The sequence below is a fragment of the Desulfocastanea catecholica genome (assembly GCF_054657295.1).
Window position 1 is genome coordinate 24521 of record NZ_BAAHYZ010000003.1, and the last position, 14549, is coordinate 39069.

Below are 14549 nucleotides of genomic sequence, written 5' to 3' on the forward strand. Positions count from 1 at the left end.
GTCTTCTCCTGAAGATCATTCCAGGAACAATTTCAGGTCCAGCAGCTCCAGCCGAACTTGTTGTTGCATGTAGAGCACCCTTTCCGGCAATATTTCCATCCAGCCCTGCAAAACGGTAACAAAAACTCAGTTGCATATGCAGGCTTTCGCTCCTTCCCTTAGGCTGCCGGGGATAGCATTAAACCAGAAGTGTGTGTTTCCGATCCGGGGTCACCGTTTCGCCAACTATAAGGAATTACTATGTCACAAGAATTTGCTACCCTCTCTCTTGGAGAAAAAACGTATCAACTGCCCATTATCGTCGGGACAAGAGGGGACAGGGCGATTGATATCCGCAATCTGCTGAAAGAAACCGGTCATACCACTCTCGACAGCGGTTACATGAACACCGGGTCATGCACCTCGGCCATTACCTACCTCGATGGTGCAAAAGGGGTTCTCGATTACCGCGGCTATGCGATTGAGGATCTGGCAAAAAACTGCAGTTTTACCGAAGTGGCCTATCTGATTCTTCACGGGGAATTGCCGACCTTCGATGCCCTGGAGTTCTTTAAACACGAGATGCGTCGTTTTGCATTACTCCATGAAGATATGATCCACTTTTTCGATCATTTTCCACCAAACGCATCACCGATGTCTATCCTGTCGACCACCGTTAATGCCCTGCATAACTACTATCCGGAGATGGACGACGATAACGATCCCTACGGCGGCTACTCGGTGACAACCGCCCGACTGCTGGCCAAGACAAGAACCATTGCCGCTTTTTCCTACAAAAAGAGCATCGGTCATCCTCTGGTCTACCCCAGCCCCCGGTTAAATTATTGCGAAAACTTCCTCAACATGATGTTTGATCGCCCGAACCTGCCGTACAAAATAAAGCCCGAATTCGTCTCGACCCTGAACAAACTGCTCATCCTGCACGCCGACCATGAACAAAATTGCTCCACTTCAACGGTCCGACTGGTCGGCAGTGCCGGTGCCAACCTGTATGCGTCAATTTCGGCGGGAATCAGCGCGCTCTGGGGTCCGCTGCACGGCGGGGCCAATCAGGCGGTCATCGAGATGCTGCAGGCGATCCACAGAGACGGCAACAACTACAAGAAATATATCGCCAAGGCGAAGGATAAAAATGATCCTTTTCGTCTCACCGGCTTCGGTCACCGCGTGTACAAGACCTTTGATCCCCGGGCGAAAATAATTAAAGAGGCCTGCCGGGAGATCATGGAAGAGCTTGAGATTCACGATCCACTGCTTGATATTGCCCTGGAAATGGAAGAGCATGCAAAGACCGACGAGTACTTCATAGAGCGAAACCTCTACCCCAATGTCGACTTCTATAGCGGAATCATCTATCGCGCCATGGGCATCCCCACCAATATGTTCACCGTCATGTTTGCCCTGGGTCGCCTTCCCGGCTGGATTGCCCAGTGGACCGAGATGAAAGAAGATCGTGAGAATGCAAAAATCGGCCGCCCCCGGCAGGTCTATTCCGGGCACCCGCGCAGGCCATTCGTCGCTATGAAAGATCGGTCATAATCCGTACCTGCCCTGTCAGCGCTACTATCCATTTCTCCACCAGCTCGGCAGTGGATTTATTTGGCAAGATTTCTGCCAACCGAAAAATTGGCGACAAGTGGTACGTCGAGGCTCAGCGCATGCTCCATGGCCGTTTGAATGATCGACCGCGTCTGCTCCAGTTCTACCTCCGGCAGTTCAAAGACCAGTTCGTCATGGATCTGCAGCAACATTTTGGCGGCCAACCCCTTCGCCTTCATGGCATTGCTGCATTCTATCATGGCAAGCTTGATAATATCAGCGGCAGTCCCCTGGATAGGCGTATTGATGGCCATCCTTTCGGCAAACTCCCTTCGTGTTCTGTCTTTGGCATTTATCTCGGGAAGGCTTCTCCTTCGTCCCAGCAAGGTGGTCACGTAGCCTTTCTCCCTGGCCATAACGACAATATCTTCCATAAATGTCTGTACCCCGGTATACAGGCGAAAGTAGCGGTCGATGAAACGTTGCGCCTCTTTTCTGTCGATATCAAGCTGACTTGCCAGACCGAAGCTGCTCATACCGTAGACGATACCGAAGTTTATACTCTTGGCCACCCGGCGCATTTCCGAGGTGATCAGCATGGGCGAAATACCAAAGATCTCCGCGGCGGTTCTGGCGTGGATGTCCTCGCCTGATCGGAAAGCGTTGAGCAGCGCTTTGTCCTGGGAATAGTGGGCCAGCACCCGCAAATCTATCTGGGAATAATCCGCCGAAAGAAATACCAGACCATCGCCCGGAACAAAGGCAGCACGGATCCGATTGCCCTCCTCGGTCCTGATCGGAATATTCTGCAGATTGGGGTCGCTGCTGGACAGGCGGCCGGTGGCGGTTACCGCCTGATTAAATGACGAATGTATTCTGCCGGTCGTCGGATCCTGCAGCTGCGTCAGTCTGTCGACATAGGTGGAGAGCAGTTTTGCCACCGTCCGATAGCGCAGAATAAGTGCGGGCAGTTCATGTTTGTGGGAAAGTTTTTCCAAAACCTTTACATCCGTCGAATACCCTGTTTTCGTTTTTCGGCCATGGGGCAGACCCTGTTCCTCAAACAGTATCTGCGCCAGCTGCTGTGAGGAATTGATATTGAAAGCATGTCCGGCCAGGGCATAGATCTGTTCTTCGAGGATTTTCAATTTGCCGGTGAATTCAAGCGAGAGGTCGGCAAGAACTGTTGGATCGATGCAGATTCCTGCCATTTCCATTTCGGCAAGGATGGTGACGATCGGCATCTCAACCTGCCGAAACAGCTTCATAAGGCCTTTTTCGCCGAGCACAGGTTCAAACTCCTGCCAGAGCAGCAGCGTGCCATAGACATCTTCACAACTGTACACTCCGGCCTTTTCGATAGCGACATAGGCAAAGCAATCCTCACGCTTATCCCCTTGGACAACCTCATCGAAGGAGGTCATTTTCAACCCTCGTTGCAGACAGAGTGCGTCGAGTTTCAAAGAACGTCCTTCGTTCTCAATGAGATAGGCGGCGATAAGAGTATCGGCCAGCGGCCCACCGAGCTCAATCCCCCACTGCTGCTTAATGACCGTGAAATCGTATTTCAGGTTATGGGCTATTTTGGTTGATTTACTGGACAACAAAATTGGTTTGAGGGCGGTGAAAACCTCCTGCCCATCGAGTTGCCCTGGAGCAAGATTTCCCCCGTCATCAAGATGACCGACGGGAATATACCATGCTTTCTCCAGGCTGCAGCAGAGTGATATGCCGACAAGGCGGGCTTTTCTGGCATTGAGCGAGGTCGTTTCCGTATCGACAACCAGCAGTTCGGCATCGAGCAGCACATCGACCAGTTCGACCAGCTGGGTACGATTACGTACGGTAACAAAACCGTCGGTGGGCACGCCGGTTGAGGTGTCAATGCCTTTCAGCAGGTTGGCAAACTCGAGTCTGGTGTATATTTCCCCCAGCTGCTCGTCGTCACCTTGCCGCAGTAGATACCTGTCAAGCTGCTCCGGAATGGCGACATCGGACTTGAGATTGATTAATTCCCGGGAGAGATAGGCCTGCTCGCGATATGCAATTATTTTTTCTTTCATCTTCGACTTTTTCAACTCATCGACGTGGGCATACAGGCCATCGAGGGAGGTAAAGTCGCCAATCAATTTTTCGGCGGTTTTCTGCCCGACTCCCGGCACGCCCGGAACATTATCAGAGCTGTCACCGATCAGGGCAAAAAGATCGAGGAGTTGATCCGGCCGCACACCGTACTTCTTTATAACCGCATCCTCGTCCATGACCTTATCTTTCATCGGATCCCACATGACCACATCATCGGAGATAAGCTGCAGGAGATCCTTATCACCGGAGACGATGACCACCCGATGTCCGAGGGCAGTAAATCTTTTGACCACCGAGGCAATGATATCATCGGCCTCGACATCCTGCTCTTCGAGCATGGTCAGGTTTGCCGCGGCGACAAACTGTTTGATATAGGGAATCTGGACGCTCAGATCCTCGGGCATCGCCGGACGATTGGCCTTATATTGGTCATAGAGACGATGGCGGAAAACCTGACCGCGGCTGTCAAAGGCAATGACCAGATAGCTCGGATTTTTCTCTCGAATCAGTCGTTTCACCATATTGATAAAACCGAGAACCGAATGGGTCGGCTCGCCCTTGCTGTTCGATAGCGGTACTATGGCGTGATAGGCGCGATAGATATATGAGCTCCCGTCAATAATATAAATTTCTTCTTTCACAGCCTGCTGCTCCATGTATGCTTGAAGGTTCTTCGGTACACCTCTGTCCGAAGTATGGAAATAACATCAGCGTTTTCGGTCCCGAGGATGGGCTCTCTTTTCGGCTTTCCGGGGTATGGTGACAACGCAATAACAGTATTGGTTTGAAAGGCGAAATATAGCGGTTTTTTATGTTTTTTCCTTGAACAATCGCCGTTCTTTTGTTTCTTGTTCACACGACAAAAAAAAGCCCCGGACAGCGGACTGCCCAGGGCTTTTGTTATAAATTTACTCGATGCTATCGCAGTGGTCTCACCCAGGAAGCCTGTGGACCTTTATCTCCTATGGTTTCACCAAAACTGACACTGTCTCCCTCCGACAGGTCGTCCATATTCAAATTTTTCAGTGCATTTTCATGGAAATAAATATCTCTTTTATCTGCCGAGGTGATAAATCCATAGGACTCATGTGGAGAAACTTTTCTGATTACGCCCAATTTATCATTTGGGCCTGCTTCGACCGGCTGTTTTTGGCTTTTCCTTTTTTTCCTCTGCATCTCTTTCAGCTGTAAGGTCAAGACGTCAAAGGACTCTGTAAGTGCGGCCCGTACGGTCTCACCTCTCCTGGTGACGACAGCGGTATCATTTGGTACTGACGCTACCAGTTTGATCTCAAACCCACCTTCTTTATAACTGGTGGTGGCTTCAATGCTGACGCGTAAATGAAGAACGAAATTTGGGTAGTGGCGAATGAGTTTTTCTTGCTCTTCCTGGATTTTCGTCTGCCAACCTTTACGCATTTCAACATTTCTGGCTTCGATCTTCAGTTCCATATAGTTCCTCCAGCTCTGTTTCAAACAGTGGTTACACCACCATTTTACTCATGCATCATCAGATGCATCCCTTGCAGTCCATCAACAAACCAGGCAGAGGGAACATCTCAAAAATCCCGATCGAAGATGGTCTGCTTATGGCTACATTATATTCCCCTCTCCACGAGAATCAAGGTCGATGATCGTTTTCCCAGTACAATTCAGGCGGCTCTAACTTTTTGCCCGGGCAATAATTGAGAAACATGGCTAATCACATTTTTTCATTGTATACTCATTTGTCTGTAAATCTTACCAAAAACTAACAGGAGTACTCCATTGCAAAGCGGCAAGAACGGCGTTATCCTTCTCAACATGGGGGGGCCGGACACCTTGGACGACGTCCGGCCATTTCTTTTCAACCTTTTTTCCGATCGGGAAATCATCCGACTTGGTCCGGCCTTTCTGCAAAAGTTTCTCGCCTGGGTCATATCCCGCAGGCGTGCGCCCAAAAGCAAGGCAATCTATGCCCGGATAGGCGGCGGTTCTCCTCTGAAGGAAATCAGTTTCCGTCAGGCCAGAGCCCTGCAGGAGGCACTCAGTGCAGATGGCGACTATGTCGTCACCGTGGCCATGCGCTACTGGCCGCCGTATGCCGACCAGGCGGTACAGGAGCTTCTGGCGGCAGGTGTCGATCATCTGACAGCTCTCACTTTATACCCGCACTACTCGAAAGCGACGACCGGTTCCTCCCTGTCGCATCTGCAGCAAAGTCTGCAGCGACTGGCCCCGGACATGCCTTTTACCGGCATCTCCTCCTGGCCTACGCAAAACTGTTATGTCGCCGCAGTAGCCGAAAATATAACTCAAGGTTTACAGACTTTTGACACACACCCCGTGCAAATCGTCTACAGTGCCCACAGTCTTCCGGTATCTTTTATAGAAGACGGCGATCCCTATGTGGATCATATCGAGCAAACCATCGCGGCAATTGAGCAAATTACCCAGCAAAGCGGCAGGCTCTGTTACCAGAGCAGGAGTGGCCCGGTTGAATGGCTTTCTCCTTCCACCCCGGAGATGCTGGAGACTCTGGCCGGGGAAGGGTGTAAAAATATCCTCATGGTGCCGATAAGTTTTGTCTCCGACCACGTTGAGACCCTGTACGAAATAAACATCCTTTACCGGGAACAGGCAGCACAAAGAGGCATGTGCCTGCAGCCATGCGCCTCCCTCAACACCAATCCCCTCTTCATTCAGGGCCTGAGGGCACTGGTTTTGCAAGAAAAGTGTTGAGGAGTTAGTCTCTCGGCATAGCCGCTTGAAACCGCCGTATTCTCACGTTCATCAGCAGCCCCAGGCCAAGCATGGTCGTCAGAAGTGACGAACCGCCGTAGGAGACAAGTGGTAAGGGTATGCCGACGACAGGCAAAAAACCCATAATCATGAATAAATTAATCACCGCCTGCCAGAAAATCAGCATCACCACCCCGTACGCCAGTAACACGCCGAACCGATCTTTGGCATACATGGCCACATTCAGCCCCCAGAGCAGGAGGAGAAAGTAGGTACCGATAAAGATGACACTGCCGGCAAAGCCCCACTCCTCACCCCAGACGGAGAAGGCAAAGTCGGTGTGTCGTTCCGGCAGGAAATGCAGATGCCCCTGGGTCCCTTCCAAGTAGCCCTTACCAAATTTTCCGCCGCTGCCCACGGCTATTTTCGATTGCAGGATCTGATAGCCATGCCCCATCGGATCGTGATCCGGATTAAGAAAGGTTTGAATCCTCTGTTTCTGGTATGGTTTCAACAATTTTTCCCAGGCCAGCAGGCCGGCGGCAAAGGCCAGACCACCCATTATCCCATAGGTGGACATCTTCAGTTTAACAAAAACCGTCATCGAGACAAAAATGATGCCGAGCATCAGGGCCGTCCCGAGATCCGGCTGCAAAAGGATCAGCACGAAGGGAATCCCGGTGAGTACGACCGGTATAAAAAGATCCCTGATGGTGTATCCGTCGTTAATCTCCTTTCTTGAATAATAACTGGCAAGGGTAACAACGAGCATGAGCTTGGCCGGTTCCGACGGCTGCAATTTGAAAAATCCCAGGTTAATCCAGCGCTGAGCGCCACCCGCCGAATCCCCGGCCATGAAGGCAATGATCAACAGAAGAATAATTAAGCCGTAAAATGGATAATTCCATGAATGCAGCTCCTGATAGTCAAAACTGACGACAAATACAAATCCAGCAAACCCCATCAGAAAAAAATATATCTGTCTGGTATAAGGCGGCGTGCCAAAGCCGCTGTCTGGAAACGAAGCACTATAGAGGTTAAAAAAAGCCATGATGCATACCAGAAAAATGAGCAGCAGCAGCATCATGTCGAAATGTTCAAACAAGCGTCTGTCTATTCGAAACATTTTTTTCCACCTTTTGTAGATCTCTATTAATCGACAACGACAACATATTTTACCTGTTATTCGACGACCTGATTCAATCGACCGCTGAAATATTGATTCAGAACAGCCCTGGCAATGGGCCCGGCACCCGAACCCCCGTGTAAACCGTGTTCAACCAGAACCGTTACGGCAATTTCCGGATCCTCCGCCGGGGCATAGCAGGTAAACCAGCCATGATCCCGATATTTATACGGAATATCTTCTTCCTTCAGACCACGATATTGCGCGACTTTAACCACCTGCGCTGTTCCGGTTTTCCCTCCGATCCGTAGACCTTCGATGGCAACTGAACGGGCGGTACCACGCTTGCCTTGCACCACCTCTTCCATCCCCCGCTTGATACTGTTAAAATGTTGATCCAGTCCAGTTATCTCACTCACCAGTTCAGGGGAAAAGGTCTCGATTATCTTTCCTTCCGGATCAATCACCTGTTCGATCAGCTGAGGGCGGTATAATTTCCCGCCATTAGCCAGGGTCGCGGTCATAGAGCACATCTGCAGCGGGGTGACAAGGTTGAAACCCTGGCCGATGGCCACGGAGATCGTCTCCCCCTCCTGCCACTTGGCATTGCGGTATTTCTCCTTCCATTTTTTCGTCGGAGCAAGACCGGACTTTTCATATTCCATCTCGATCCCGGTTTTTTTGCCCAAACCCAGTTTTTCCGCATACTCCGCCAAGACATCAACGCCGACTTTCTGACCGACCTGGTAGAAGTACACATCACAGGATTCGCCGATGGCTTTTAACAAATTCACCGGTCCATGCCCCGAATGTTTCCAGCATCGATACCTCCTATTACCGAACTTATAGAACCCCGGACAATAAAACACCGTGTCGTTATCAATCACGCCCTTGGCCAGGCCGGCCATGGCTGTCACCATCTTATACGTCGAACCGGGTGGGTAACTTGCCTGCACCACTTTGTTAATGAGTGGATGTTTGGGATTATCCAGCAGGGCCTGCCATTTCTTGGTCGAGATGCCGCCGACAAAGTCGCTGATATGAATGGTCGGGGCGGATGCAGCGACAAGTAATCTGCCGGTTTTCACTTCCATCGCCACGACAGCCCCTGACTTTTCTCCAGCCGCCATATAACTCTCGGCGATCTGCTGCAGCTCAACATCGAGCGTTAATCGAAGCTGTCTTCCAGGAAGCGGCTCGACGGTCTTGAGTAACTGCTGCTCAAAGCCCTTGGCATCAACCTCTGTGTAACTGTGGCCCTTTTCCCCTCGCAGGTCTTCCTCGCGCAGCTTTTCGAGACCTTTTTTACCGATGAGATCCCCGCCTCGATAGATGGTTTTGTCAGACGTTTCCAGTTCCTGCTTGGAAATTGAACCGAGGTAGCCGATAATATTGGCGGCAAGATCTTCATAGTGGTAGACCCGGACAGGCTGCACTTCGGTGCGAATCCCGGAAAATTCATGGTTATGATTTTCCAGATAGGCGAGAGTCTGCCAATCGATATCTTCCTTCAACAGTACCGGCAAATATTTCGGGGTATCCGATGCCTGCCGAATTTTTTCCCACAACTCTGCAACATCCATATCAAGGACCGGTGCAATTCGTTTTAAGACATTGCCGAGGTCCTCGGAATCCTCCTGAATCAAGGCAACATTGAAAGACGGCCGGTTGGTGACAATTTCTCGATTATTGCGATCGAGAATGTGTCCCCTTGGGGGAGCGAGCTGCCTGATTCTGACTCTGTTGCCGTAGGCTTTCTTTTCATATTCCTCCCCATTACTGATCTGCAGAAACCAGAGCCGCAGGACAATGATGACCAAAAATAAAATGATGAGGCCGGCAGCCGGCAGCAAACGTTTTTTTAAAAGATCAAGAGCCCCTTCGTCACGCTCTGTAATATCTTCAATATCTTTCAATGCTGATTTCAAAATCCATCTCACCTTTATTGATTACACCGGTTTTCGAGGACGACGACGGAGAGGTTTGGCGCGCAAACGGCGTTTCTGCAGATACTCGTACAGACTAGTGAACAGAAGAAAAAGTGGAATGGCCACAACAACCAGCAGGGCAGTTCTCTGCAGAGTGAGCCCCCAGGACCATTCCTGCACATCTTCCGTTAAGGCTAGAGAAGAGATAAAATAGAGAAACATCTGTACCAGAAAATAGCTCAGGCCAACAAGTGGAATCTGATAGGTCGACTCCTTGATCACGCTTTTATTCGTCAGTAGTTTCAGTGCGGTAAAGGTGAGAAGACACATCAGAGGATACAGACCGAGATAGACACCAGCCACGACATCGATAATCCATGCCAGGGAGAAAACCAGCACAGTGCCGGGTATCCAGGCAAAACGATAGGCAATGAAGGTGACGAGAATAAAAACAAAATCCGGCCGACCGAGCCACAGCGGCAGCGACTGTAACAAGGTTGTCTGTACAACAATCAGGGCAATCCCCAGCAGCCAGAATATAAAAAACAACATTACCCGTTTCTACCTCCTTGTTGAAAGGTTCGTTGAATCGAGTATTTTTCGACGATCCGTCGGATCAATAAAGACAAATTCCAGTTTCTGAAAATCGACACTGGGTTGCACCTCGATCTCCTGAAACATGCCTCTTTGTTTTTTATGTACCTTCGACACCCTGCCAAGAGGAATTCCAGCCGGAAAGACCCCGCCAATGCCAGCGGTAACAATGTAATCACCTTCCTCGACATCGACATTCTTCAACACATAGTGGAGAATATACCCCCGCTCCCCAGCCCCTTTCAGAATACCCCGGATTCGATTTTTCTGAATCATTGCGTCTACAGCACTACTTGGGGCATTGGCCAGCAGAATTTTTGAATAATGCTCGCCGGCATGAATAACCTGTCCGACAACTCCTGCGGGAGCAAGAACAATCATTCCTTCCAGCACGTCGTCTGTCCTCCCGCGATCAACCACAATGGTCTGATACCAGTAAGCGGGCTCCTTACCTACGACCCGGGCGGACAGGGGCTGAAAACTCAATTTTTTCTTGAAGTCGAGTAACTCTTCAAGGTAAAGATTGGTTGTGTACCCTTCCCGATATTCTCCGATCTCTCGCAAATACTTGTCGACAAGTAGTTGCAGCCGTTTGTTTTCCCCCCGCACCTTCCATAAGGCAATATAATCGTCTTTCACCGAGGTTATCCCGGCAACAGATCGCGTAACAGCATTCTGCATGGGGCCAAGGAAATCGAGCGTAAGTTGGTGCAGTGTACCAAAGCGTCCGCCGATCATCGAGGCTAGCAGCAACATACCAGCGACAAGCACTATCATTACCAGGAGCAAAACCTTAATGGTTGCAAATATGGATCGCTCCTGTCTAGCTTTTGGTTTTTTTCGCACGGATCACAACAGTTATGAGCAGAATATGGAGGAGTACCGGCAGTTGATCCGGCACAAATACAACATCGGCAAGGACGGTGACTAATCGATCGTCACCTCACGCAGGATATCAAGGTTATCAAGCGCTTTACCGGAGCCAAGAACAACGGAAGACAGAGGGTCATCGGCCACAATTATCGGCATTCCGGTTTCTTCTCTCAGACATTTATCAAGATTTTTCAGCAATGCCCCACCTCCGGTGATGACGATACCGTTGTCGACAATGTCTGCAGCCAGTTCCGGCGGTGTCAACTCAAGGGCAACCCTTACCGCCTCAACAATGACATCAACCTGCTCGGCTATTGCCGAATGAATTTCGTCTGCAGAGATCTGCAAGGTTTTAGGTACCCCGGACACAAGATCCCGTCCTTTGATATCCATCGTTTCATACGGTTCTTCCGGCATGACATTGCCGATGGTCGTCTTGATCAACTCTGCAGTCCGTTCCCCAATGGCCAGGTTATGCTTGCGCTTGATGTACTGCAGGATGGATTCATCCATCTTGTCGCCGGCAACCCTGACGGATTTCGCATAGACAATACCGGACAGAGAAATAACCGCCACCTCCGTCGTGCCCCCGCCGATATCAATGATCATATTGGCGGTAGGCTCGGTGATCGGCAGTCCCGCCCCTATCGCGGCGGCCATCGGTTCTTCAATCAAATATACTTCCCGGGCTCCTGCCGATTCAGCAGATTCCTTTACCGCTCGCTTTTCCACCTGGGTTATCCCAGACGGAACGGAAATGATGATGCGCGGATGAACCAGAGTCCTTCTATTGTGCACCTTATTAATAAAATATCTGAGCATTGCCTCGGTTACTTCAAAATCAGCAATAACTCCGTCCTTGATCGGCCGAATGGCAGTTATGTTCCCCGGTGTTTTGCCAAGCATCATTTTCGCTTCGTGCCCGACAGCGAGCACTTTACTCATTCGTCCATCCTGCCGGACGGCAACGACGGATGGTTCGCGCAGCACGATCCCCTTGCCCTTGACATAGAGAACGGTATTTGCCGTGCCAAGATCAATTGCCAGATCATTGGACAGCCAGCCAAAAAGAAAATTAAACGGTGAATACATATATTCATCCTTCTGATAACAGGCACCTTGTTGCACCCTTCAAGATCCATCAATTCAGAGCTGAAGAAAGAGATAGGCGTCCGTCAAAATTATTAAACTGGGCATCATGGAAAACACTTCTCACAAGCCTTCAATACATAACAAACCTTACTTTCATTAGCAACAAATATGGCATAGAACGACAAAGAATGCGCTGTTTTTTATTGACATGAAAATTAAACCCTGTTAATGATATCTCAACTTTATGGCCAAGCAGATTTGTGGACATCAAGGGGCTATAGCTCAGCTGGGAGAGCGCTTGACTGGCAGTCAAGAGGTCGTCGGTTCGATCCCGACTAGCTCCACCAAATAGAGAAAGGGGATAACTCATATTGGGTTATCCCCTTTTTGGTTTACTTATCTGCTTTCGTAGAGAGCAACCTTCCTTTTCAGCCCTCCGCCTGCAGTAGTTTGATCAAAAGCCTGAAATACCTCCACCATGTAATTCATTCTGAAGGCAGAATAACATCTCATTACTCAGTTGTTCTTTCTTTTGCTGAAATTTTTGCCTATTCTTGTAATCTGTTATGGTTTCTCCACCGACATATTACTTAAAGTAAATGAACAGGCAAGGTTATGCATAAAATAGACGAATTGAAAAAAGTCAAAGACGCCCCCGTGGTCATTTCCGACCGCAGTGGCCTGGTGGTCTATGCCAACTCCTGTTTTTTGGACATCTACCAATGGACCGACGAACTCATCGGCTCCAGCCTGAATAGAATTATCCCTTCCGCCTTCCATGACTCGCATAACATGGGATTCTCAAGATTTCTCGTCACCGGCAGATCGCGAATTGCCGATCACGTCGTCGAGGCGGCGGTGGTCATGGGAGACGGCCGCAGGCGTTGGTCGAAACATCTCATCGTCGTTGAGAAGATTGGCGAAAATTATTTGATCGGCGCAAAGCTCATACCTCTTGATCTGGCGCCCATGCCGGTACCTCTCCATGAATCGCAGGTACCCGCCTTACCGGTTATCGACGAACTTCGCCAAACCATCGGCAAGATGGAAGTGGCGCTCGGTGAAATCGAGGATGCCATTGTCTGGACGGATGGCACGGGTGAAGTCCGCTGGTGTAACAAGGCCTTTGACCAGCTTGTCGGCAGGGACCATCTGTCAATTTTAGGTGCCGACCTGTCCGAGTTACTTCCTCTGACATCGCCGGGGATCGCTGTCGACGACGCTGGGCATCCGATCCAGCAATTACTGGCAAGTGAGCATAACCGGCGGGATTTCGAAGCGAAGATCAACGGCCGGCGCGAAATATTGGAAATCAGCTGTTCCGGGTTTTCCTTGAGGGATTCTCAAAAATCCATCATTCTGGCGCTGCGGGTCGTCACCCGGCAGCGTCGAATGGCTGATGCCCTGGCTGTATCACAAAAAAGGATGGAGAAAGAGCTGCAAATAGGTCGTGAGATACAGATGAGTCTTCTGCCCGCTGCTTTGCCCGAGGAACCTGCATTCTCCATTTTTGCCTTCTGCCATCCGGCCCTGGAGGTTGGCGGCGACTTTTATGACCATTATTTTATCAGGAAAAACCGGCTCTGTTTTTGCGTTGGCGATGTCTCCGGCAAAGGTGTCCCGGCAGCACTTTTTATGGCGGTGGTCAAAACAATGATTCGGGACTACGCCTATAGCGGTAAAAATCGGACGGCAGATATTGTTCGAGAAGCCAACCGGGAACTTAACCGTCATAATCCGGCAAGCATGTTTTGTTCTCTTTTCATCGGTATCCTGGACATCAAATCAGGTCTTCTGATATATACCAACGCCGGCCACAACCCGCCTTTCTTTATGAAAAATGGCCGTTCTTTTGAACTCCTCAAAGACAAACACGGTCCCGTGCTGGGTGCTTTCGATGAGATTAAGTACGATGAAGGAACCATCCAGATGGAACCGGGTGATGTCATTCTTGTCTATACCGACGGCGTGACGGAAGCGGTTGGGCAAAATGGCGGCTGGTATACGGTTGACAGGCTACAGGAGGTTCTCGAAGATGAAAAACTAGGTGCACCACCAGCTATCGTTGCAGCAGTAACAGACGATGTCAAACGATTCAAGGGCCACGCCCAGCAGGCGGACGACATTACCCTGATATGCCTGCAATACAAGGGGTAGGAGCTGGAAAAACTCTTTTCACCTGTCTAAATCGGGGCAAAAGGGCTCTTCCTCTTATCGATAAAATCCTTAAAAAAACAGTCAGCGCATCTTAGGCGGAATTTTTCCACCAAAAATGGTCAACTCTTTGGAATTTCCAGCAGCATACACGTTCTCAACAAATTCTGTCACAGTGCACCTCCTGTTGTTGATTTTTTGGCGAAAAAAGCCTTGATTCAAGTATATTTCACTGTGATGGCAGATGGTTAAAGTACCAGAGGCCTTTCATTGATATGCAGGCCTGATAATCGTCTGCAGCGGGACACTATAGCCTAATTTAGGTGACTAATGGCATATTTTTGCAGGAAATGGACCTGGCGAGCTCGGTTCAATGCCAGTTATTGGTTGCAGCGTAAAAAAATTGCCAGAGCTGTCGGCAAAAGGTAGTTTTGATG

11 protein-coding genes and 1 tRNA gene are annotated in these 14549 nt (G+C 49.8%); 5 read left to right on the top strand and 7 right to left on the bottom strand.

The genetic code is table 11. The features are described from left to right. Positions 1 to 240 precede the first annotated feature (240 nt). Complete coding sequence (locus ACYQ8U_RS03455; RefSeq protein ID WP_459944118.1) at positions 241 to 1539, top strand: citrate synthase; 1299 nt, start codon at positions 241 to 243, stop codon at positions 1537 to 1539. Between the two features lie 56 nt (positions 1540 to 1595). On the opposite strand, the gene polA is transcribed toward ACYQ8U_RS03455, so the two are convergent. Both polA and ACYQ8U_RS03465 read right to left on the bottom strand, forming a co-directional pair. Further along, on the bottom strand, positions 1596 to 4265 hold the full coding sequence (gene polA / locus ACYQ8U_RS03460; protein WP_459944119.1) for a DNA polymerase I: 2670 nt from the start codon (positions 4263 to 4265) through the stop codon (positions 1596 to 1598). A 277-nt stretch (positions 4266 to 4542) separates the two neighbouring features. Then, positions 4543 to 5076, bottom strand: coding sequence for a cold shock domain-containing protein (locus tag ACYQ8U_RS03465; RefSeq protein ID WP_459944120.1), 534 nt, complete (start codon positions 5074 to 5076; stop codon positions 4543 to 4545). Positions 5077 to 5391: 315 nt separating this feature from the next. On the opposite strand from ACYQ8U_RS03465, the gene hemH reads away from it, so the two are divergent. Further along, complete coding sequence (gene hemH, locus ACYQ8U_RS03470) at positions 5392 to 6345, top strand: ferrochelatase (protein WP_459944121.1); 954 nt, start codon at positions 5392 to 5394, stop codon at positions 6343 to 6345. Positions 6346 to 6349: 4 nt separating this feature from the next. On the opposite strand, the gene rodA is transcribed toward hemH, so the two are convergent. Genes rodA through mreC form a run of 4 tightly spaced genes read right to left on the bottom strand, consistent with a single transcriptional unit; the run spans position 6350 to position 10749 of the window. Beyond that, on the bottom strand, positions 6350 to 7471 hold the full coding sequence (rodA, locus tag ACYQ8U_RS03475; protein ID WP_459944122.1) for a rod shape-determining protein RodA: 1122 nt from the start codon (positions 7469 to 7471) through the stop codon (positions 6350 to 6352). 56 nt (positions 7472 to 7527) lie between these two features. Beyond that, positions 7528 to 9399 carry a penicillin-binding protein 2 gene (gene mrdA / locus ACYQ8U_RS03480; protein WP_459944123.1) on the bottom strand — a complete coding sequence of 624 codons (1872 nt, stop codon included), beginning with the start codon at positions 9397 to 9399 and terminating at the stop codon, positions 7528 to 7530. A 21-nt stretch (positions 9400 to 9420) separates the two neighbouring features. Further along, positions 9421 to 9951 (bottom strand): hypothetical protein, encoded by a 531-nt coding sequence (locus ACYQ8U_RS03485; RefSeq protein WP_459944124.1) that lies wholly within the window; start codon positions 9949 to 9951, stop codon positions 9421 to 9423. Positions 9952 to 9960: 9 nt separating this feature from the next. Beyond that, positions 9961 to 10749 (bottom strand): rod shape-determining protein MreC, encoded by a 789-nt coding sequence (gene mreC / locus ACYQ8U_RS03490; RefSeq protein WP_459944125.1) that lies wholly within the window; start codon positions 10747 to 10749, stop codon positions 9961 to 9963. Between the two features lie 40 nt (positions 10750 to 10789). Here mreC and ACYQ8U_RS03495 point away from each other — a divergent pair, with 40 nt between their 5' ends. After that, positions 10790 to 10924, top strand: coding sequence for a hypothetical protein (locus ACYQ8U_RS03495; protein ID WP_459944126.1), 135 nt, complete (start codon positions 10790 to 10792; stop codon positions 10922 to 10924). Here the strand turns inward: ACYQ8U_RS03495 and ACYQ8U_RS03500 are convergent. Continuing rightward, positions 10921 to 11958, bottom strand: a complete 1038-nt coding sequence (locus ACYQ8U_RS03500) for a rod shape-determining protein (RefSeq protein ID WP_459944127.1) — start codon at positions 11956 to 11958, stop codon at positions 10921 to 10923. The genes ACYQ8U_RS03495 and ACYQ8U_RS03500 overlap by 4 nt on opposite strands. A gap of 271 nt (positions 11959 to 12229) precedes the next feature. Here ACYQ8U_RS03500 and ACYQ8U_RS03505 point away from each other — a divergent pair. Continuing rightward, a tRNA-Ala gene (locus tag ACYQ8U_RS03505) sits at positions 12230 to 12305 on the top strand. A gap of 268 nt (positions 12306 to 12573) precedes the next feature. Continuing rightward, complete coding sequence (locus ACYQ8U_RS03510; RefSeq protein WP_459944128.1) at positions 12574 to 14115, top strand: SpoIIE family protein phosphatase; 1542 nt, start codon at positions 12574 to 12576, stop codon at positions 14113 to 14115. The last annotated feature ends 434 nt before the right edge of the window (positions 14116 to 14549 follow it).

Bases quoted from the DNA above. Each gene is read 5' to 3' on its own strand.
- ACYQ8U_RS03455 (WP_459944118.1), top strand. From the start codon at position 241: ATGTCACAAGAATTTGCTACCCTCTCTCTTGGAGAAAAAACGTATCAA.
- ACYQ8U_RS03465 (WP_459944120.1), bottom strand. From the start codon at position 5,076: ATGGAACTGAAGATCGAAGCCAGAAATGTTGAAATGCGTAAAGGTTGG.
- rodA (WP_459944122.1), bottom strand. From the start codon at position 7,471: ATGTTTCGAATAGACAGACGCTTGTTTGAACATTTCGACATGATGCTG.
- ACYQ8U_RS03485 (WP_459944124.1), bottom strand. From the start codon at position 9,951: ATGTTGTTTTTTATATTCTGGCTGCTGGGGATTGCCCTGATTGTTGTA.
- mreC (WP_459944125.1), bottom strand. From the start codon at position 10,749: ATGTTGCTGCTAGCCTCGATGATCGGCGGACGCTTTGGTACACTGCAC.
- ACYQ8U_RS03495 (WP_459944126.1), top strand. From the start codon at position 10,790: ATGGTTGCAAATATGGATCGCTCCTGTCTAGCTTTTGGTTTTTTTCGC.
- ACYQ8U_RS03500 (WP_459944127.1), bottom strand. From the start codon at position 11,958: ATGTATTCACCGTTTAATTTTCTTTTTGGCTGGCTGTCCAATGATCTG.
- ACYQ8U_RS03510 (WP_459944128.1), top strand. From the start codon at position 12,574: ATGCATAAAATAGACGAATTGAAAAAAGTCAAAGACGCCCCCGTGGTC.